At 61.7% G+C, this 20,102-nt stretch carries 17 protein-coding genes; 10 read left to right on the top strand and 7 right to left on the bottom strand.

Annotation, left to right across the window (positions count from 1 at the left end):
- Positions 1-69: 69 nt before the first annotated feature.
- Entirely contained in the window at positions 70-705 is a 636-nt protein-coding gene (locus tag FEZ60_RS07165) for a ScbR family autoregulator-binding transcription factor (RefSeq protein WP_172935795.1), read from the bottom strand.
- 212 nt (positions 706-917) lie between these two features.
- Positions 918-1,346, bottom strand: a complete 429-nt coding sequence (locus FEZ60_RS07160; RefSeq protein ID WP_033232265.1) for an HIT family protein — start codon at positions 1,344-1,346, stop codon at positions 918-920.
- A gap of 140 nt (positions 1,347-1,486) precedes the next feature.
- Between FEZ60_RS07160 and FEZ60_RS07155 the strand changes: the two genes are divergently transcribed.
- From FEZ60_RS07155 to FEZ60_RS07140, 4 genes are all read left to right on the top strand, one after another.
- Positions 1,487-2,728 (top strand): bifunctional glycosyltransferase family 2/GtrA family protein, encoded by a 1,242-nt coding sequence (locus FEZ60_RS07155; protein WP_172935794.1) that lies wholly within the window; start codon positions 1,487-1,489, stop codon positions 2,726-2,728.
- Positions 2,725-4,803 (top strand): glycosyltransferase family 39 protein, encoded by a 2,079-nt coding sequence (locus tag FEZ60_RS07150; RefSeq protein ID WP_172935793.1) that lies wholly within the window; start codon positions 2,725-2,727, stop codon positions 4,801-4,803. Before FEZ60_RS07155 ends, FEZ60_RS07150 begins: the two co-directional genes overlap by 4 nt.
- A gap of 134 nt (positions 4,804-4,937) precedes the next feature.
- Positions 4,938-6,194, top strand: a complete 1,257-nt coding sequence (purD, locus tag FEZ60_RS07145) for a phosphoribosylamine--glycine ligase (RefSeq protein ID WP_095888285.1) — start codon at positions 4,938-4,940, stop codon at positions 6,192-6,194.
- A 157-nt stretch (positions 6,195-6,351) separates the two neighbouring features.
- A complete protein-coding gene (locus tag FEZ60_RS07140) occupies positions 6,352-8,010 on the top strand; it encodes a GMC oxidoreductase (RefSeq protein ID WP_033232261.1) in 1,659 nt (552 codons plus the stop codon).
- A gap of 55 nt (positions 8,011-8,065) precedes the next feature.
- Here FEZ60_RS07140 and FEZ60_RS07135 read toward each other — a convergent pair whose 3' ends face one another.
- The 3 genes from FEZ60_RS07135 to FEZ60_RS07125 all read right to left on the bottom strand — a co-directional run bounded on the left by FEZ60_RS07135 (position 8,066) and on the right by FEZ60_RS07125 (position 11,250).
- Positions 8,066-9,304, bottom strand: coding sequence for an HNH endonuclease signature motif containing protein (locus tag FEZ60_RS07135; protein WP_172935792.1), 1,239 nt, complete (start codon positions 9,302-9,304; stop codon positions 8,066-8,068).
- A 167-nt stretch (positions 9,305-9,471) separates the two neighbouring features.
- Positions 9,472-10,428: an alpha/beta fold hydrolase gene (locus tag FEZ60_RS07130; RefSeq protein WP_080711701.1), complete on the bottom strand. Its 957-nt coding sequence runs from the start codon at positions 10,426-10,428 to the stop codon at positions 9,472-9,474.
- Positions 10,429-10,638: 210 nt separating this feature from the next.
- Positions 10,639-11,250 (bottom strand): TetR/AcrR family transcriptional regulator, encoded by a 612-nt coding sequence (locus tag FEZ60_RS07125; protein ID WP_162487754.1) that lies wholly within the window; start codon positions 11,248-11,250, stop codon positions 10,639-10,641.
- A 118-nt stretch (positions 11,251-11,368) separates the two neighbouring features.
- Here FEZ60_RS07125 and FEZ60_RS07120 point away from each other — a divergent pair, with 118 nt between their 5' ends.
- The 5 genes from FEZ60_RS07120 (at position 11,369) to FEZ60_RS07100 (ending at position 16,859) form a co-directional block, all read left to right on the top strand.
- Complete coding sequence (locus tag FEZ60_RS07120) at positions 11,369-12,334, top strand: CoA transferase (RefSeq protein ID WP_172935791.1); 966 nt, start codon at positions 11,369-11,371, stop codon at positions 12,332-12,334.
- Complete coding sequence (locus tag FEZ60_RS07115; RefSeq protein WP_242484463.1) at positions 12,331-12,573, top strand: CoA transferase; 243 nt, start codon at positions 12,331-12,333, stop codon at positions 12,571-12,573. The genes FEZ60_RS07120 and FEZ60_RS07115 overlap by 4 nt, the downstream gene beginning before the upstream one ends.
- 55 nt (positions 12,574-12,628) lie before the next feature.
- Complete coding sequence (locus FEZ60_RS07110) at positions 12,629-14,089, top strand: aldehyde dehydrogenase family protein (protein ID WP_051730454.1); 1,461 nt, start codon at positions 12,629-12,631, stop codon at positions 14,087-14,089.
- Positions 14,090-14,124: 35 nt separating this feature from the next.
- Positions 14,125-15,171: a zinc-binding dehydrogenase gene (locus FEZ60_RS07105; RefSeq protein WP_095888289.1), complete on the top strand. Its 1,047-nt coding sequence runs from the start codon at positions 14,125-14,127 to the stop codon at positions 15,169-15,171.
- 77 nt (positions 15,172-15,248) lie between these two features.
- A complete protein-coding gene (locus FEZ60_RS07100) occupies positions 15,249-16,859 on the top strand; it encodes an ABC transporter substrate-binding protein (protein WP_141486488.1) in 1,611 nt (536 codons plus the stop codon).
- Between the two features lie 223 nt (positions 16,860-17,082).
- Here FEZ60_RS07100 and FEZ60_RS07095 read toward each other — a convergent pair whose 3' ends face one another.
- A complete protein-coding gene (locus tag FEZ60_RS07095) occupies positions 17,083-17,916 on the bottom strand; it encodes a phosphatase PAP2 family protein (RefSeq protein ID WP_072782646.1) in 834 nt (277 codons plus the stop codon).
- A gap of 106 nt (positions 17,917-18,022) precedes the next feature.
- Here FEZ60_RS07095 and FEZ60_RS07090 point away from each other — a divergent pair, with 106 nt between their 5' ends.
- A complete protein-coding gene (locus FEZ60_RS07090) occupies positions 18,023-18,700 on the top strand; it encodes a response regulator transcription factor (protein WP_033234324.1) in 678 nt (225 codons plus the stop codon).
- Between the two features lie 3 nt (positions 18,701-18,703).
- On the opposite strand, the gene FEZ60_RS07085 is transcribed toward FEZ60_RS07090, so the two are convergent.
- A complete protein-coding gene (locus FEZ60_RS07085) occupies positions 18,704-20,089 on the bottom strand; it encodes a HAMP domain-containing sensor histidine kinase (RefSeq protein WP_045068756.1) in 1,386 nt (461 codons plus the stop codon).
- Between the last annotated feature and the right edge of the window lie 13 nt (positions 20,090-20,102).

The raw sequence follows: 20,102 nt of genomic DNA, 5'->3' as shown, positions 1-20,102 counted from the left end.
ACGTTCGGCGTGTCGAGTGCCACACGCGGAGTGCGCGACCCACCGCTGCCGAGTTCGCGGAAAGTCCGGTCAGGCGACGTAGGACTCGAGGCGGGTTCTCACCAGGGTGTCGATGTCACTGCGACGCTTCTCCGAGACCACACCGGCAAGGAGCAGTACGAACAACTCGTCGATGCGCTCCGAGAGATCCGCTCGACGCGTCAGCACGTTCGAGACCATTTGCACGCCCGTGAATGTCGCCGTGACAACACGACCTACGGATTCGGGTGTGACGTCTTGGCGGATATCGCCTTCTTGCTGTGCGATGTCGGCCAGCCTTTGAAGTTCTCGAATCCAGGTGAGATAGGGCTCGAAGGGGCCGTCGGCAGTATTGAGCTCCAAGGTGAGTCGGATGCCGGCGCGAACGACTGGATCGGAGATCAATTGTCGAGCGATCTCGTTGCAGACCATGATGACCTGCTCCAATGCCGGGGCGCCGGTAGACGCAGCTGCAGAGAACGATGCCAGGGAAATGCGATGCTGCTCGTCGATGACGGCCTGGGCAAGTTCGTCTTTGGAGGAGAAGTGAAAGTAAACCGCGCCCTTGGTCATCCGTGACGCGGACACGATGTCATTCATGCTGGTGCTGCCGTACCCAGAGATTTCGAAACGGTCAGCCGCGCCGCGGAGAATCTGCTGGCGACTGATTTTGGCGCGTTCCTGCATTGCTTCCGTTCCTCCGAATGGTCCCAACTGGTGTGTCCCGTTGGGCGCTGGTCCTGCGACCAGCGCTCAACGGTAGCAGCGAAACTCGTTGTTGTGCGACAACGTAAACGGACTGTTCGGAATGTGGAAGTGCAGGTCACCGTCAATAAACGGAATAAAGTGGACGGCCGCAACACTGGATCGGACATTGCGGCAACTCTCACAGTTAACCGTCAGCGCGCTGAAACGTTGCTCGTATGTCCGATTTCGCGAAGTGCTGCCTTCAGACGTGCTTGGGCGTCTTCGAGAGATTCAGGCGACGGCGACGGATCGGCGCCACTGATGTCGAAATTTCCCATTGTGTATGCGGGAAAAACATGGACGTGCAGATGCGGCACTTCCAAACCGGCGATCAGGAGCCCGGCGCGCGGCGCGTCGAACGCTTTGCGCACGGCCTGTCCCATCGTGCGTGCAACTGTGGTCACTTTGGCAAAAAGTTCGGGATCGACGTCCTGCCACTGATCTACCTCGGTACGAGGAACTACCAGTACATGGCCCTGTGTCACCGGCGCGATAGTAAGGAAGGCAACGACGTCGTCGTCCTCCCACACAAAACGGCCAGGTAGGTCCCCGTTGATGATGGCGCTGAATACTGAAGGCATAGGTCAAAGGCTATCCCGCACAGTGTTTGGCAGGAAACCCGTCGGTTGGCAGGAAAGCTCGTCGTCTGGGAATCTGGTTGCCAGGAAACTCCCAGCCCGTGTCCAGAGTGATCACGGCGTAGCGGGCGATTCTGAGACGCATGACGACAGAAGCCATGCAGACCGTGGGCACCACGGACGCTGGGGGACGTTCCACGACGGCGGTAGTGCTGGACGTGGTGGTCCCGGTGTACAACGAGGAAGCCGGCCTCGCCACGTGCGTTCGGCGGTTGCGCCACCACCTACGAACCCACGTTCCCTATCCGGCGCGGATAACGATCGCCGACAACGCCAGTGTCGACGGTACATTGGCAATCGGACACTCTCTCGCCGAGGAATTCGACGACGTCCGAGTTGTGCACCTGGACGAGAAGGGGCGGGGTCGGGCGCTGCGGCAGGTATGGAGTGCGTCCGACGCCGACATTGTCGCGTACATGGACGTGGATCTCTCCACCGATCTCAATGCATTGATGCCGCTGATCGCACCGTTGGTGTCCGGGCATTCGGATATCGCGATCGGATCCCGGTTGGCACGTTCGTCGCGGGTCGTTCGCGGCCCCAAACGTGAGTTCATCTCACGCAGTTACAACCTCATTCTCCGCAGCGCACTGCACGCCCGGTTCTCCGACGCCCAGTGCGGATTCAAGGCGATGCGCCTCGATGTTGCGCGCCAACTGCTTCCGTTGGTGGAGGACACAGGATGGTTCTTCGACACGGAACTGCTCGTATTGGCCGAGCGGTCCGGGATGCGAATCCACGAGGTACCGGTGGACTGGGTCGACGACCCCGACAGCCGAGTCGACATCGTTGCCACCGCAGTTGCCGATATCAAAGGAGTAGTGCGCGTGGGCCGAGCACTGTCGAGCGGATCTCTGCCGCTGGCGGACCTTCGGGCAAGCTTCGGACGGGAGCCGCTGGTTCCCGGTGTGCCACGCGGGATGGTCGGGCAGTTGGCCAGGTTTGCCGTTGTCGGTGTTGTCTCGACCCTGGCCTACGCACTCCTGTACCTCGCACTGCACTCCGTGATGGGTGCCCAGTGGGCCAACGCAGTTGCACTGCTGGTGACTGCGGTCTTCAACACCACGGCCAATCGTGCCTTCACCTTCGGTATTCGAGGTTCGGAAGGTTCCGGGCGCCATCAGGCACAAGGTCTGCTGGTATTCGCGTTCGGGCTCCTTCTCACCAGTGGATCGTTGTTCGTGCTGCATTCCGCGGCCCCTGACGCATCCAAACATATCGAGCTGGCCGTCCTGGTCATCGCCAATCTTGTTGCCACAGTGAGTCGATTTATTGCACTTCGCTGGGTATTCCGTTCCGCACAACCTGTAGGAGTTACTCGATGACCGCCACTGTCGAACAGGAGAGTGTCGTCGCGCCGCTTCCCGAACCGCCACGTTCCGTGCGCTGGGAGCCGTGGGCTTTGGGTGCGCTTCTTGTGGGTACCGGTGTTGCCTACATCTGGGGGTTGGGAGCTTCCGGTTGGGCGAACTCGTTCTATGCCGCTGCGGTGCAAGCTGGTTCGGTGTCGTGGAAGGCTTTCTTCTTCGGCTCTTCGGACGCGGCCAACTCGATTACCGTCGACAAGCCGCCGATGTCGCTGTGGCTCATGTCGTTGTCCGTGCGCATCTTCGGGCTCAGTTCGTGGGCGATGTTGGTGCCGCAGGCGTTGCTCGGTGTCGGTTCGGTCGCGCTGTTGTGGGCTACCGTTCGCCGGTACTTCGGCGCCGCCGCGGGACTCCTCGCTGGGCTGGTTCTGGCGCTCACTCCTGTTGCCGCACTGATGTTCCGGTTCAACAACCCCGACGCGCTGCTGGTTCTCCTCATGATCGCGGCAGTATGGGCGATGATGAGAGCCGTCGAAGACGGCCGAACCCGGTGGCTCGTGCTGGTCGGTGTGTTCTGTGGCTTAGGCTTCCTGACCAAGCAGTTGCAAGTCATGCTTGTCGTCCCGCCGTTGGCGTCGACCTACCTGATCGCGGGTCCTCCGAAGTTGGGCAGGCGGGTTCTGCAACTGTTTGCCGCACTCGGCGGTCTGATCGTTTCTGCCGGTTGGTGGTTGGCGATCGTGGAACTGTGGCCGGTTGATTCGCGTCCGTGGATCGGCGGTTCGCAAAACAACTCCATTCTCGAATTGACGCTCGGCTACAACGGATTGGGCCGATTGAGCGGCAACGAGACCGGCAGCGTCGGCGGGGGTGGAGCGGCACCGGGTGGCGCAGGCGGCGGTGGCGGCATGTGGGGTACCACTGGCATCACGCGGCTTTTCGAATCGGCCCAGGGCGGCCAGATAGCCTGGCTGATTCCGGCAGCACTCATTTTGCTTGTTGCCGGAATCGTAGTGCGGGGTAAGGCACCTCGTGTCGACACGCAGCGCGCGTCGTTCATCGTGTGGGGTCTCTGGTTGCTGGTAACCGGACTGACCTTCAGCTTCATGGCCGGAATTTTCCACGCCTACTACACGGTCGCGCTGGCCCCGGCGATTGCCGCGCTGGTCGGATCGGGCTCCGTGCTCTTGTGGCGTCGCCGCGAAACTGTGTGGGTTCGTATCGTCCTGGCTGTTTCACTGGCGGCAACTGTGGCGATGGCATGGGTATTGCTGGGACGCGCACCGTCGTTTGTCCCGTGGCTGCGGTGGACCATTCTTGCGGTCGGCATTGTTGCCGCGGCGGCGATGCTGATTCCCGCGATCACTCGGGGACGACTGGCAGTAGCGGTGGTACTCGCGGCGCTGTTCACGGGACTCGCCGGGCCGAGCGCCTATGCGATCGACACGATCAACACTCCGCACACCGGTTCGATAGTCTCCGCCGGCCCCAGTGTTCAAGGTGGAATGGGTGGACCGGGTGATGGTCGCGGGGGATTTGGTGGAGCAGGCGACGGTGGCACCCGACCTACTGGCGGCGCGGGCGCCACCCGACCTACTGGCGGCGCGGGCGCCGCAATGGGTACACCGCCCACCGGAATGGGTCAGGCCCCAGGTGCCGGCGCAACCCCGGGAGTTGCTGTCACGCCGGGGACTGCAATCGACGGCGCTCGAGGTGGCATGGGCGGTTCGGCAGGTGGGCTCCTGCGGGGCAGCACCCCCGGTGCGGCTGTGGTGGAGAAGCTCGAGGAGAACGCCGACCAGTTCACCTGGGTAGCGGCGGCAATCGGGTCGAACAGTGCGTCGGGATACCAACTCGCGACGGAGTCTCCGGTCATGGCGATCGGCGGCTTCAACGGTAGCGATCCGTCGCCGACGCTCGAGCAGTTCCAGCAGTACGTGGCGGACGGGAAGATTCACTTCTTCATCGCAGGCGGCGGAATGGGCGGCGGTATGAACGCCGAAGGAACGGCCACCGCGATCTCGACATGGGTGACCGAGAACTTCACGGCGACCACAGTGGATGGAGTGACTCTCTACGACCTGACGGTCTGACACGCGCCGTCGGCAGGGTCGCGCAGTCCGGTCAACCCGATCGGACTGCGCGACCTTGTTCTGTCTTGTGTACCGGGAACCCCCAGGTGGCACACGCTGCGAGACGCACCGGTGTGGGGCCGTAGTCTGTTCACGTGCGCGTACTCGTAATCGGCTCCGGAGCCCGTGAACATGCCCTCCTTCTCTCTCTTGCTCGCGATCCAGGTGTCACGGCCCTGATCTGCGCGCCCGGTAATGCCGGTATCGCCAAGATCGCCGAGCAACACCCGGTCGACGTCGCGTCGGGCGAGGCTGTCACTGCGTTGGCGAAAAAGGTCGAGGCAGACCTCGTTGTCATCGGTCCTGAGGTTCCGCTGGTGCTCGGTGTCGCCGATGCGGTGCGAGCAGCCGGTATCGCCTGCTTCGGGCCTTCTGCCGACGCAGCCCGCATCGAAGGTTCCAAGGCTTTTGCCAAGGACGTCATGGCTGTTGCCGGTGTCAAGACCGCTCACAGTGAGATCGTCGACAATCCCGCCAAGCTCGACGAGGCCCTCGATCGTTTCGGCCCCAACTGGGTGGTCAAGGACGACGGACTGGCCGCTGGCAAGGGCGTCGTAGTTACGACCGACCGCGGCGCAGCGCGTGACCACGCTGCCGAACTGCTCGAGAGTGGCCACCCGGTCTTGCTCGAATCATTCCTCGACGGACCCGAGGTGTCGCTCTTCTGCCTCGTCGACGGAGAGACGGTTGTTCCATTGCTGCCCGCGCAGGATCACAAGCGCGTCGGCGACGGTGACAGCGGACCCAACACCGGCGGCATGGGTGCGTACACCCCGTTGCCGTGGTTGCCGGACGAGATGGTCACGCAGATCGTCGACGACGTCGTGAAGCCTGTCGCCGCGGAGTTGGTTGCACGTGGCAGCGGTTTCACCGGCCTCCTCTACGCCGGCCTCGCGATGGGTGTCAACGGACCGGCCGTTGTCGAGTTCAACTGCCGATTCGGTGACCCGGAAACGCAGGCAGTTCTGGCGCTGCTCGAAACGCCGCTGGGCGGATTGCTCAACGCCGCGTCCACCGGCACGCTTGATTCCGTTGGTCCGTTGCAGTGGCGCGACGGCAGTGCCGTCACAGTCGTGATTGCCGCAGAGAACTACCCGGCGACGCCGCGCACAGGTGACGTGATCACCGGAGCGGACGCCGAGGGCGTTCTCCACGCCGGCACCAAAAAGCGTGAGGACGGCGCCGTGGTGTCGGCCGGCGGTCGTGTGCTGAGTGTTGTCGGAGTGGGTAAGGATCTTGCCGAAGCCCGCGACGACGCCTACGCGAAGATTGCACTCGTGAAGCTTCCCGGTGGGCATTTCCGAACCGATATCGGCCTCGGTGCCGTCGAGGGGCGTATCGCTCTTCCCTGATCCACATCTTCCTTAAGTGACCGGTGAACCGTGTGTTCACCGGTCACTTTTGTTTGAAATGAACGACTGCTCGATGTTACCGACGGGTATTGCTCATCGGAGTTGTTCGGGAACGGTATATCTCTGCGCGGGGGCCAACCGAACAAGAAGGAGTCACTTGAGCATTCGAGCTGGATCCAAGGACCGATACGCGCGTACCACTTCCGGGCTGACGCGTAGAAACTTCCTTGCCGCAACAGGATTAGCTGTAGGCGCTGCCGCATTGTCTTCGTCGTGGACGACGGCAGCGGCCTCGCCCCGACGGGCGCTGAGTGACGGTGACCGCGTTCCGGCCCTGGTGATAGGTAGTGGCTACGGCGGAGCAGTCGCCGCACTGCGATTGACGCAGGCCGGTATCGACACGCACATGGTCGAGATGGGCCGATCCTGGACCACCCCGGGATCCGACGGTAAGATCTTCTGCCCGACGCTCTCGCCGGATGGTCGTTCGTTCTGGCTCAGAGATCGCACAGTACAACCGGTTTCGCACTTCTCGGGCGGTTCGATCGACAAGAACATCAGCCGATACGTCGGCGTTCTCGACGCCGAGGACTTCGGTGGGATCAAGGTCTACCAGGGTCGCGGGGTGGGCGGCGGATCGCTTGTCAACGGCGGAATGGCGGTGACGCCGAAGCGCAACTACTTCGAGGAAATCCTTCCCGGTGTCGATTCCGAAGAGATGTACTCGACCTACTTCCCGCGGGCCAACGCTGCGCTGGGTGTGAACAATATCGATCCTGCCTGGTTCGAGTCGACCGAGTATTACGCATTCGCGAGAACCGGCCGGAAGACCGCCGAGAGATCAGGTTACACAACAACATTCGTTCCTAACGTCTACGACTTCAACTACATGAAGCAGGAGGCTTCGGGGGCGGTTGCCAAGTCCGCCCTGGCGTCCGAGGTCATTTTCGGAAACAACGCGGGCAAGAAGTCCCTCGACAAGACCTACCTCGCGGCGGCGTCGGCAACCGGACGCCTGACGATTTCCGCACTGCACGTCGTGACCAGTGTGTCGCCGGCAGCAACCGGCGGTGGGTATCAGGTAGTGATGAACCAGATCAACGAGCAGGGAAACACCGTCGGAACCAAGACGGTTGTTGCCGACAAGGTCTTCTTTGCAGCGGGAAGCATCGGAACCAGCAAGTTGCTCGTGTCGATGAAAGCGCAAGGGCAACTTGCGAACCTACCGGGAGCCGTCGGCCAGGAATGGGGCCACAACGGTAACGTGATGGTGGCCCGCGCCAATCACATGTGGGACGCGACAGGGGCAAAGCAAGCGTCGATACCGGTGATGGGTATCGACAACTGGGCCGATTCCACAGCACCTGTATTCGCGGAGATTGCACCGTTCCCGGCCGGGACCGAGCTATGGGTGAGCCTGTACCTGGCAATTGCCAAGAATCCCGAACGTGCGCAATTCCAGTTCAACTCCACCACCGGCAAGGTTGGACTGAATTGGCAACGCTCCCAGAATCAACCGTCGATCACCATGGCCAAGAAGGTGTTCGACAAGATCAACAAGAAGGAAGGCACTATCTATCGCACCGATCTTTTCGGTCCGGTCCAGACGTGGGGCGATCAACTGACCTACCACCCGCTCGGCGGGTGCGTGCTGGGTAAGGCGACCGACAATTACGGCCGGCTTCCCGAGTATCCGGGACTCTATGTCATGGATGGCTCCCTGGTTCCAGGCAACGTCGGTGTGAATCCGTTTGTCACCATTACCGCTCTGGCGGAACGGAATATCGAGAACATCATCGCGAACGACATGCACTAGCTCAGCAGCAATGTGCACCGGGGCATGTTTCTGCCCCGGTGCACACGTTGGTTTTTCAGGCCGCTGTTGGCGGTGTGTTCCCGGGAACGGGAACTTGATACGGATCCACGGACATTGGCGGATAGAACCGGGTTTTTCGGTCGTCTCCGATGTCGACTCGCCACTCGGTGTGATGCATCATCCGATGGTGGTGACCGCACAGCAGGATCAGGTTGTCGAGGTCCGTTGGGCCGTCATCGAGCCAGTGGATCAGATGGTGGGCGTCGCACCAGCCCGGTGGAGTGCCGCAACCGGGGAAGGCACATCCGCCGTCCCGAACTGTCAGGGCCCGCCGCTGCGGGACGCTGGCAAGGCGTGCCTTCATGCCGTGATTGAGCGGAACACCGTTGCCGTCGAGGAGGATTCGGGTGACCTCGCAGTCGCAGGCCAGCATTCGGGCGGTGTCGAGGCTGATGGGGCCGGCCCAGTTGGTGATCGCGTACCCGAGTTCCTCGGTGGAAGGCAACATGTCTTTGAGGGCCTGAAGATCGGTCATGTCTTTTGCGGTGGCGGTGATCGTCAGGTGCGGTTTCACGCCGCCTTCGACGGGACCGAGGCCCGCGGCTTCGTAGCGGCGCAGCATTTCGCAGAATCCGTCGACGCGTCGAAGTGCCGGGGTGCGTTCGTCTTTCACGCCGTCCTTCTCCGGGGTGGGCGCCGAGAGGGCGGACAGTAGTGCGATGAGACGGGCGCCGTTGACGGCGTCGAGGTCACCTTTCACGCTGACTCGCCCGTACAGTCCGCGGGAGGCGTAGAACTCGTTGAGCTCGGAATCTTCACCGGCCGGCACTCCGTCGGCACGGTTGCCGTACTGCTTCTGAATCCGCCGGATCGCGGCGCGGACGGAATCGCAGTCGGTGACCTTTTTCGAGGCGAGGGTCAGGAGGATCTCGCGGGCTTTCTCGACGTCGGCGAGGCTCATGTTCTTGGGCGGGTGCTGGCAGAAGTGGGCGACCTGCCGCGCTTTCAACGCGTCGATGTCGCCGTCGTGAAAAGATTGTCCGACAACAGGTTCGAGCATGAACAACCGCGCCAGGCCGACAAGTTGGCTGCATTCACCGATCTCGAGATTCGTGGACAGGTGCAGCCACTGCGCGATGGCCCGGAATCCTTTGCCGCCGAGTGTGTCGCGGGTGAACATTTCCGTGATCATCACGACCATGCGGGACTGCATCTGGTGCCGGGCGCGCGCGAGGTCGAGTACCTCGGTCTTGAGGCCCTCGCCGTCGTATTGCCACGCCTCCCGACTGTCCATGAACTAATTTTAGTCGAACATAATTTCGATTCCTAGGGGCATATCGGACAGGTTTGACGGAGATTTGATCGAAAACCATGTATTTGCACTGCTATTCAGCTCTTCGGCGGGAATCGATAAGTTCAAAAGCTTGATCGGACAATGTTGTCGGTGAATCCGCGAGCGAATCAACCCCCGTGAAACGGAGTCACCAATACGCAGGGCACGGCGCGGGTGCTCTCCGAGTCCAAGGCATTGAGCACGTGCCCTGTCGCAACCCGTGATGCCGCAATGGCAAGATGGTCCGAGAAGTCCAGCGAACATTCATCCTGCACAAAGATATTCGTAGCATTAGGAGCCTCGGCATATCCACTGGTGTACGGGATCACCAGTTGGTCGTACCGGGTCATGATGTTGGTGTACGTCACGCTTGGCGCGTAGAGGCCTGCATAACTCCCTGCGTCACTCGCCCACAGTTTCGCCAGGAAATCTGACGCCGGAAGCCCTTGTGGGCAACCAGCGCAGAACGGAATCAAAGTCCGTGCGTCGTCGGGAGCCAGATCAAGGATCCACTGGCCGTCGCCGTTCGGACCAGTACCCAGAGTTCCCCTCCAGGCTGGACCCAGTGATACAAATTTATCCACAACGTGCGCTCCGCCAAAGTATTTGACGTAATAGTTGCCAACGAGGGTGCCCTCGGAAACGCCAACAATGCTGACCTTCTGCGCGCCTGTGGCAGTGCGAACACGCTCGACGAATTCCCCAACCTCTGCGGCGCTGTCCTCGAGTCGTCCCAGGCCGCCCACCGAATCGAACGGCGCCGGTAGGCTCGCGTTTTCCCCGAACGTCGGCGCAAAAACGCAGTATCCCTCGTTGGCTAGCAACGGTGAGATTGTGGTGAACATATTGAACCGGTTGGCACCCAATCCGTGTAGAAGAACCACAGGCTCTGGATGTGCGGCCGAAGGTACACAGTTCCAATCATTCGAGCCCGCCGCGGATCCGTATGGATCGCGGACCGAGTCCTGAACGAAGAGGTCATAGGGAACGGGATACTGAGGATCAGCTGTCGCAGTGGCACGGGATGAGCCGATCAGTAGTGCCAGGCCGGCCACCACAACCAGCATGGATCGAAACGCCGACATGCTCACCTCCGGCAATAGCGGACAATTGAATTCACGCTAACTGCCTTTGGTTGACAATGCGGAGGAATGATCAATACCTCTGGGTTATGGAATGACCTTGGCTTCAAAGGGGGTACGTGGCGTTTGCGACCCTCGCGTCATCGGTGGCGGGGGAGGGTCTGTCGTGTCGATGTCTTCCGGGGCGAGATGCGACAGTTCTCCGGCGATACGTTATTGATGGCCGCCGCGTAGCCCGTCGAGCATCAGGTCGAACACCGCGGAAGCGCGGCTGTCGAGCTCGACAGCGTCGATCCCGAGGTCGCGGGCGATACTCTCACGAAATATGCCGTATCCGAGATACGTTGCAGCACTGAGCGCGTGCATCACATCGCCGTCCGCGTCGGCAGGGAGTTCGCCCGTCTTCTTGTCCCGTTCGAGCGCAATACGAGTGGCGTCGAGACCCGGGAAGATCTGAAAGTCAGGATCCTCGTCGAGGGCGAGGAGCGCCTCGAGCTTGACGAAATCGCGCTTGGACAGGGCGATCTGCCACATGGCCCGGCGACGGTCTGCAAATGGTTGGTCCCAGTGCGTTTTCGGGTCCGGGCGATTGCCTTCGAGTAGTCGCATAATCGCGGCGCGCAGCAGTCCTCGGCGGGTGCCGAAGTAGTGATAGATCTGCCCGTGGTTGACCCCGGCCTCTTTAGCGACCTCGCGCAGCGTGATTCCTGCCAGAACACCATCGCGCTTGAGCAGTCGCAGCACTGCGTCGATCAGCTCGTTCTCGGTTTCTTCTCTGGTGCCTCGCGGGCGCCGGATGGGGGTCGAAGCATCTCTTTCGGACATGTTCTCCATGCTCCCAGCCTTCCTCGAAGCGTTCACGAGCACCGCTTGCCGTGACTCACTTCACAAGATACAGTCCACACCTACCAAACGTTAATAACGAACCGTTAATAGGTGGAACATGACCGAAACTGCGCTACCCCTCAAGGGAATCCGCGTCCTGGATATGGCAACGGTCCTGGCTGCGCCAGTGACCGCCACGTACCTCGGCGACTTCGGCGCCGAGGTCGTCAAGATCGAGGAACCCGGCACAGGTGACTTCATTCGTGGAGGCGGCGAGAGTAATTCCCTGCGATCACTGCAGTGGGTGCAAGAAGGACGAAACAAGAAATCGGTGACCGTCGACCTGCGCACCGAGCGGGGTCGTCAGCTGATCCGTGGGATGCTCCCGCATTTCGACGTGATCGTGACGAACTACCGTCCCCCCACACTGGAAAAGTGGGGATTGAGTCCCGAGACGATGGCCGAGATCAACCCCCGCGCAATCATTGTGTGCATCACCGGCTACGGCCTGACCGGCCCATATCGTGAGCGGGGCGCATTCGATCGCATCGCGAGCGCATTCTCCGGACTGACCTACGTCACCGGAGAACCCGAGCGAGACCCGGTGCGGTCCGGCTACTCGGTGATCGATTACATGTCCGCATATCTCGCCGCGTTCGCCGCCGTAACCGCCCTGTATCACCGCGACCAGCACGGTGGCCCCGGACAGATCATCGACCTAGGCCTGTACGAAGCAGGGTTCCGCGCGTGCGAGAACGCACTGCTGACCTACGGCGCTGAAGGACACGTACGTGAACGCGCCGGCAACCGCAATCTCGGCATCGTGCCGGCCAGTGACTTCGACACGGCCGACGGTCGCCGCATATCACTGCACGCCGGCACTGACGCCCTCTTTCGCAAGTTCGCCACGGTGATCGGCCAACCCCACCTCGCGACCGATCGACGGTTTGCCACGAGAGCGGACCGAGTCGCGAACCAACAGCACTTGTATCCGATCATCGCCGAATGGGTCGCTGGCCACAGACTGCCGACGGCGCAGTCAAGTTACTCAGCGACGCCGACGTCCCTGCGGCGCCGCTCATGAGCATCGCCGATATCGCGGCCGACCCGCACTATCGCGAACGCGGCACCATCGTGACCGTCGACGACATCGAATACGGCGAGCTGCCGATGGCCGCTCCCTTTCCCAAAATGAGCGCTACCCCGGGCACGATTCGCACTCTGGGGCCAGGCCTCGGGGAACACACCGACGAGATTCTGGCCCAGCTTCTACACCTGGACGACAGTGAGCTCGTTGGCTTGCGCGCCGACGGAGTCATCTGACGTCTGCGTCGAATTCTCGTAACCCACTGCCTTACAAGCTTATTCGATCACCGAAATGAACGACGCACAGAAAGTTGGTTCGATGTCCCCCATCTCCACCGTCCCTGACACCCTGAGGGTGATCAATCCGGCCACCGAGGAGGTTGCGGCCGAGCTCACAATTGACGGCGCGGACGAATGCGCTGCCGCCGTCGACCGCGCAACCGAGGCGCAGCGGGTGTGGGCTGCGATGGCCGGTGAACAGCGCAGCGAGCTGTTGTGGCGCTGGGCCCAACTGGTCGAGGACGACTGCGCCGAGCTCGGACGGCTCGATACCGAGGACACCGGCAAAGTGCTCTCCGATGCACGTGCTCAGGCCCGCCGTGGCGCCCGCCACGCCCGGTACTGGGCAGGCAAGGCAGACAAGCTTGTCGGTCAGCAGTTCGGCGATGTGCCCGGCCAGTTCTCCTACACGCGGCTCGAGGCCCTCGGTACCTATGTGGTGGTGCTGCCGTGGAACGCGCCGGCTCATTCGTTCATGGCGCGGGCCTGTCCACCTCTTGCCTGCGGTAACTCCGTCATTGTCAAGCCGTCAGAGCTCTCCCCGCGCTCAGCGATCCGGTTGGCCGAACTTGCCGTACAGGCGGGCATACCGACCGGCGTTCTCCAGGTGGTCGTCGGAGGCGGCGCCACCGGCGGCGCCCTGTGCTCGCACCCGGACGTGGCCGGGATTTCGTTCACAGGGTCCGTCCCGACCGGACAGCACATCGCCCGCGCGGCCGCCGATACATTCAAAAAGCTCACCCTCGAGATGGGCGGAAAATCGCCGATCATCGTATTCGACGACGCAGACCTCGACTCGGCTGCTCGCGCAACGGTCCTCGGCATCTTGAACAACGCAGGCCAGGTGTGCGCCGCCGGCAGTCGGCTCCTCGTCCATGCTTCTATCGCGAAGGATTTCGTGGCAGAAGTGGCCGCGCGTATGAGCAAGGTGCGTGTCGGTGATCCACTCGATCCGCAAACACAGGTCGGCCCCGTCGTCAGCAGCGGTCAGCACGAAAAGATCCTCGGATTCCTTGACACCGCGCGCAGCGAAGGAGCGCGGATCGTGCTCGGCGGCGACCGGGTGACAACACAGCAACGTGGGTTCTACATCGCCCCGACGCTGATCGACCAAGTCGACCCTGCGATGACAGTCGCGAGCCAAGAGATCTTCGGTCCGGTGCTCAGCGTGCTGACCTTCGAGACCGAGGCGCAGGCACTCGAACTCGCGAACGCCACAGAATTCGGGCTCTCGTCCTATGTGTGGACCCGCGACCTGGGTCGGATGATCCGGATGAGCGAGGGAATCGAAGCCGGTGTCGTGCACGGTAATTCGAATCTCATGCTGGACTCGGGGCTGCCGTTCGGCGGTTTCAAACAGAGCGGTCTCGGTGGCGCCTATGGCGATGATGCGGTCTCTGGCTGCACCCGAACAAAACGCGTCACGCTTCGTACCGCCAATACCCCCCTGCCCGGGCCGTGGCCGGGAATCTGACGTCATCCCTCCCACCCCAACTTTGGAGACCACTCATGCCAATGAACACCCGCATCATCGTCCAAGACGCGACCGACGGCCCCCTCGCTCTACGCGAGGTGACGCTGCCCGACCCCGGCCCGCATGACGTTCTCGTGCAGATCCATGCCACCGGCGTGTGCCAAAGCCAGCTGTTCTGGATGCACGCCGATCACGCCGAACCGATGTTGTTCGGACATGAGGGGTACGGCACCGTCCTCGCCACCGGATCCGCCGTCACCCACATCGCGGCCGGCGAGGCCGCGATGATCACGTGGGTGCCCCGCACCGACGACCGCATTCCCACCCGCGCTTCGATCGATCTTCCCGACGGACGCACAGCTCACTCACCCAACGTCTACACCTGGGCCGAACACGCACTGGTCGACGAACTGTATGTAATGCCGTTACCTCCCGAATCGCGTGAGGACGTCGTCTCGGTTGTCGGCTGTGCGGTTGTCACCGGTGCGGGCGCCCTCTGCAATGCTGCCCCCGTCGAACCCGGCAACACGGTCGCGGTGTTCGGCGCCGGTGGAGTCGGCCTGTCCGCCGTCGCCGCTGCATCGATCCGTGGCGCGTCACGCATCGTTGCAGTCGATCTCGATGCCGAAAAGCTCGCCTTCGCCAAACAATTCGGAGCCACCGACACCATCGATGCTTCGGTGACGGACAACCCCGCCGCAGCTATCGTCGAACTGACGGGAGGGGTCGACATCGCCGTGGACTGCGTCGGGCTCACCTCCACCACCGTGCAAGCCCTCGACAGTGTGCGCGCCGGTCGAGTCGGCGGTCGGCGAGGTGGCACGGTAGTCCTCGTCGGACTCCCCAAGGGCCTCACCGAACTCAACCTCGCCGGTCTCATCGGCGGTCAGAAGCAACTTGTCGGAACCACCGCAGGCGGCTGCGGCCAAGACGACATCGGGACGTTCCTCGACTGGCACACCGAAGGCCTGCTCGATCTCAACACGCTCGTCACCAACCGCTACATCCTCGAGGACATCGACCGAGCTGTCAGTGACCTCGCAGCCGGCAGAGTTCTCGGCCGCGCAATAGTCACGATGTGACGGGCGTTCAGAACCAGGTGTCATCACCGCCAAATTCCCTGTCGCTCCGCGACTTTCGAAAAGAAGGTTAGAAAAAGATGAGACGACCGTCTCTTGCACGTGCAGGCACCATGTTCACTGCGTTGGCAGCTACCGTGGTGCTGCTTTCCGGATGTGCCGCTACCACTGATTCGGCGACCGATGCGTCCGGTGTGACGTCCGGCCTGGTCGGCAAACAACCAGACGGCGGCGAACCTACCTCCGGTGGCACGCTGTCCTATGCCACGCTCTCCGGAATCAGCAGCCTGGACCCGGTCAACCGCCAGGACAGCGGGGCAACCGGAGGTAGTGAGATGGCCGCCATCTACGACCTGTTGATTCGCTACGACACGGACGCCAAGGAATACAAGCCCCAGTTGGCGCAGTCTCTGGCAGTGAATGGCGACAACACCGTCTGGACATTGAAGCTGCGACCCGATGCGAAATTCAGCGACGGTACCCCTCTCGATGCGGACGCGGTGCAATGGAGCATCAATCGCTACCTGGAGAAGAACGGTCTGCAGACACAGGTATGGAAGGCTTCCGTCGCAGACATGACATCACCGGACCCGGCGACGGTGGTCTTCACCCTGAAGCAGCCCTGGAACGAGTTCCCGATCATGTTCACCACCGGACCGGGCATGATCGTCGCGCCCTCGTCCATGGCGACCGGGACGTTCACCCCTGTCGGTGCAGGGCCGTTCACCGTGGAAAAGTTTGCATCCCAGGAAGAATTGGTTCTCGCGGCGAGTTCGACTTACTGGAACGGACAACCTCGCCTGGCGAAGTTGCGCTTCCCGGTTATCCAGGGCGAACAAGCCAAACTCGAAGCGCTCCACAGTGGCGGCATCGACGCAGCGTACGTTCGACGATCAGAGGCCGTCCACAACGCACTGGCTGCCGGCGACATCGGCTACATCCACACCGTCAGTCTGGGAACCATCGGTCTGATCAACCAGCGAGAGGGCCGCGCAGCATCCGACGAGCGAGTGCGCAAGGCGATCGTTGCCGCGATCAACCCCGCCGTCTACAACGAGCGGGCCGAGGACGGCTACGGCATGCCCGGTAGCGACATGTTCCAGTCGTGGTCCCAGTGGCACGGCACGGTTGCAGCTGCCGGCTACGATCCCGAAGCCGCGAAGAAATACCTCGCCGAGGCCAAAGCCGACGGCTACGACGGCAAGCTCACTTACGTCGGATCGAACAGTGCCGAGACCCAGCGAAATGCCCTCGCCTACCAGTCCATGTTGCAGGCCGTCGGGTTCACCGTCGAAATCTCTTACAGCCCAAGCATTACCGACCTGGTCAAGAGACTGTATGCCGACCACGACTTCGATGTCGCTCACGGGGGATTCAGTGTTCTCGAGGAGTCGCCGTTCGTGAGAATGTACGGCAATTTCCACAGCGAGTCCCCGTCGAACGTACTCGGCTACAAGAACGCGGAGATGGACCAGCTGCTCGCCCAACTGCAGACTGCGCCCAACGACGCCGACCGACTCGCCGTTCTCGAGAAGGTCCAAACCCTCGTCAACGACACGGCGCCCTTGGCCACTATCGGTGCCGGTAAGGTCCTCGTCACGTGGAGAAAGAACGTGCACGAGATCACGCCGAGCGCGGACGGAATCATGCTCTTCGGGAACGCCTGGCTCGCTGCCGATTCCGGGTCGTGAGCATGCCGCCACTTCACCCTTTACCCGCAGTCCGTCGGTTGCCCCCGGACAGGGAACGCCTGAAAGACACACCGCAAGAAATGAACTGGTTCCTGATTGGGATTATCCGAATAGGAACCTGAGCGGCAAGAGCTTGGACCCGGTGTTGCATCGGGTCCAAGCCTCTGGGGCGGTGCCTGAACCTGCTGGTGGCACATCGTCGACATGATTCTTCATGCCGTGTTCACAACGTGCGATATTCCGCAGCAGCAATTCTCGGGTCCGCCGAAGTCGACGGTGTGAGGGCGTCGTGTTTCGGGCGTGATCGGTTGTCGAGATACCGGAACGCCGCGCCGCCGATCGTGACGGCGAAAGTCGCGAGAGCTGCGCCGGCAACAACATCGGTGAGCCAGTGCACGCCCAGGTACAACCGAGTGAGCGCCACGACAAGAGTGACAACGACAGCCACGAGCATCAACAGCCGTTTGACTGAAGGTGTGTGCTGCATCGCAACAAGTAGAACAACGATGCCGATCAATGCCCCAGTGCCCGTTACATGTCCGGAGGGAAAGGAATGATCGGTCTCGAGGAGAACCTGAGAAGCTGTCGGGGGTCGCTCGCGAGCGACTACGGCCTTCATCACGGTGCTCGCCACCGCGGCCGAACCGACGGTGCCGACTACGACGATCCCGGGAATCACCGAGCGGGCCTGCCACGAAAGAACGGCGCCGGCTCCGATCCCGAGAATTGCTGTCGCAACTGGACTTCCGAGATCGGTCACGGCCACTGCAATCTGGTTGAGTCCGTGGCTTCGATGCGCGATCATCCATTCCGTCACAGGGCCGTCGAATCGGGACAACCACCCGTTGTGCATCACGGCAACGGAGAGGGTTACCAGAGCGACGATCAATCCGGTTGCGCGAATGACGCTCGATCGCAGCGTCGACGCCTGGTAGATCGAACCGAAAGCGAACAGAGCGGAAGCCAAGACGACAGCAGTCACAGCAATTTCTGCGCTGGAGCTTTCGGTCAGCACTTCGGTGACCGCGGTTCGCACGGCCGAGACAGTTGCAGGCATAGCCCGAAGTCTGCCGAGACGATGCTGAAGAAACGCTGAATGCACATTCGGTAACAGTGCGGGATCTGGTCTACTGGTTTCGGTATCGACGGAAATGGAGCCTGTGGTGCGAGTGCTGGTGGTCGAGGACGAGGTGCGCCTGGCTGAGACGATTCGGCGGGGGCTAGTGGCCGAAGGCTTTGTGACCACTGTCGAACACAATGGTGACGACGGGTTTGTCACTGCGTGTAGCAACGAGTTCGACGTGATAGTTCTCGACATCATGCTCCCCGGGAAACACGGTTACGACATTGTGCGTGACCTGCGCGCGCGTGCGGTCTGGACTCCGATCCTCATGTTGTCGGCGAAAGACGGGGAATACGACCTGGCCGACGCATTCGACCTCGGTGCCGACGACTACCTGGTCAAACCTTTTTCCTTTGTCGTGCTTCTCGCGCGCCTGCGCGCTCTGGTACGGCGCGGTGCTCCACAACGCCCGACGGTACTGACCGTTGGCGACCTTGCGCTCGATCCAGCTCGCCACCAAGTGAGCCGGGGTGCAACCGAATTGACGCTCACACCACGCGAGTACAGCGTTCTCGAATTCCTGATGCGGAACAGCGGAGTTGTCGTGACGAAGCGCGAGATCGTCAGATCCGTCTGGGATATCAATTACGAAGGCGACGAAAACATCGTCGAGGTCTACATCGGATACTTGCGTAAGAAGGTTGACGTACCGTTCGGGAAACACAGTATCGAGACGGTGCGAGGTGTCGGGTACCGATTTGTGAGCGAATCGGACTGAAGGTCAGTCTTCGGTCTTCGGGATCACAATCTCGAATCTACTTCCACCACCGAACCTTTCACTCATTGTGATAGTTCCACCATGCGCGGCGGTGATATCCGACGCGATGGCCAATCCCAGGCCGGTGCCGCCACCCTGCCGCGAGCGCGGGGAATCGAGCCTGACGAACCGGTCGAATATTCGCAGACGTTCGGCCTCGGGTATGCCCGGTCCGTCGTCCTCGATCACGATGTGTGCGCCGTCCTTGCTGTGGAAGCAGTGCAGCCACACCTGCGACCCAGCATGTCTGATGGCATTGTCGACGAGGTTGCGCACCAACCGGGTCAGCGAACGTGGGTCACCGCTGACTCGAACCGGCGCAATCTCCACTGTCACTGTGAGGCTCGAGATCCCGGCGATTCGGGTCTTTTCGGTGAGAAGGATGTCATCCAAATCGACATCGACTACGGCCCATGGGTGTTCGGCGTTGCTCTCGTCGGAACGGGCAAGTGTCAGAAGGTCGTCGATGAGTTGGCGCATTCGACGGGCCTCGGGCAGCAATGCATCTTCGATCAAGGCATCGTCGAGTAGTTCGGGGCGTCGATGTGCAAGTTCGAGAGCAGTTGTGATGGTGGACAACGGGCTTCGAAGTTCGTGGGAGGCGTCGCTGACAAACCGTTGCTGTGCTTGTGCGCCTTCGTCGAGGCGGGCCAACATGTCGTTCATTGTCCTTGCGAGGCGGGCAATCTCGTCGTTTCCCGACGGAACTGGCACTCGTTCGCCGCGGCTTCCGCTCGAGATCGACGCCACCCTGGATCGAATACGTTCCACGGGGGCCAGTGCTGAACCCACGAGGCGGTACGTCGCGAAAGCGGCCAACCCGAGAACAAACGGTCCCACCACCGCCAAAAGTATTGCCACAGCGGTCACTACGGATTCGACGGGTTCTCGGTCCGCCCCGACAAAGACGGTGACAGGCCCGGTAGGTGTCGCGACGCCGCGGCCGATAAGCCAGTAGTCGCCGTTGTCGTCCACTTCGACGCGACCGAGCGACGCAGCGTCTCCGGGTTCGAGCGTCTTTTGGGAAAGTCGTTGGTTTCCGGTACCGGGGGACTGCACCAGAACTCGATGATCCGGACCGACGATCTGAACGATCCCGACCTGGCTGTCCGTCGAGAGCAAGGACGGATCGAGATCGGCTGCGCTTTCCGCTGTGAGTTCCTGTACGAGTTGAGTGGCGCGAGTGTCCGCGGTGTCCTGCGCCGACAGTTGAAGCGAGTGTGCGAGAAGAAGTATGAGCGCGCACCCCGCTGCTACCAGGCAGAACGCTATGACCAGCGTCGACGCCACAGTCGAGCGGATACGAACACTCCACTGTGAGGGATGGAGAATCGACGACGCGAAGTTCATGCCGTCCAGTCTC

Origin of the sequence: Rhodococcus sp. MS16, from assembly GCF_013277795.1 — a bacterium.
Classification (GTDB): Bacteria; Actinomycetota; Actinomycetes; order Mycobacteriales; family Mycobacteriaceae; genus Rhodococcus_F; species Rhodococcus_F globerula.
This window is presented reverse-complemented; position numbering and strand designations above follow the sequence as displayed.

Coding starts and splice junctions, on each gene's coding strand:
- FEZ60_RS07165 (WP_172935795.1), bottom strand. CDS start 705: ATGCAGGAACGCGCCAAAATCAGTCGCCAGCAGATTCTCCGCGGCGCG.
- FEZ60_RS07160 (WP_033232265.1), bottom strand. CDS start 1,346: ATGCCTTCAGTATTCAGCGCCATCATCAACGGGGACCTACCTGGCCGT.
- FEZ60_RS07155 (WP_172935794.1), top strand. CDS start 1,487: ATGACGACAGAAGCCATGCAGACCGTGGGCACCACGGACGCTGGGGGA.
- FEZ60_RS07150 (WP_172935793.1), top strand. CDS start 2,725: ATGACCGCCACTGTCGAACAGGAGAGTGTCGTCGCGCCGCTTCCCGAA.
- FEZ60_RS07135 (WP_172935792.1), bottom strand. CDS start 9,304: ATGGACAGTCGGGAGGCGTGGCAATACGACGGCGAGGGCCTCAAGACC.
- FEZ60_RS07130 (WP_080711701.1), bottom strand. CDS start 10,428: ATGTCGGCGTTTCGATCCATGCTGGTTGTGGTGGCCGGCCTGGCACTA.
- FEZ60_RS07125 (WP_162487754.1), bottom strand. CDS start 11,250: ATGTCCGAAAGAGATGCTTCGACCCCCATCCGGCGCCCGCGAGGCACC.
- FEZ60_RS07120 (WP_172935791.1), top strand. CDS start 11,369: ATGACCGAAACTGCGCTACCCCTCAAGGGAATCCGCGTCCTGGATATG.
- FEZ60_RS07115 (WP_242484463.1), top strand. CDS start 12,331: ATGAGCATCGCCGATATCGCGGCCGACCCGCACTATCGCGAACGCGGC.
- FEZ60_RS07110 (WP_051730454.1), top strand. CDS start 12,629: ATGAACGACGCACAGAAAGTTGGTTCGATGTCCCCCATCTCCACCGTC.
- FEZ60_RS07105 (WP_095888289.1), top strand. CDS start 14,125: ATGCCAATGAACACCCGCATCATCGTCCAAGACGCGACCGACGGCCCC.
- FEZ60_RS07100 (WP_141486488.1), top strand. CDS start 15,249: ATGAGACGACCGTCTCTTGCACGTGCAGGCACCATGTTCACTGCGTTG.
- FEZ60_RS07095 (WP_072782646.1), bottom strand. CDS start 17,916: ATGCCTGCAACTGTCTCGGCCGTGCGAACCGCGGTCACCGAAGTGCTG.
- FEZ60_RS07085 (WP_045068756.1), bottom strand. CDS start 20,089: ATGAACTTCGCGTCGTCGATTCTCCATCCCTCACAGTGGAGTGTTCGT.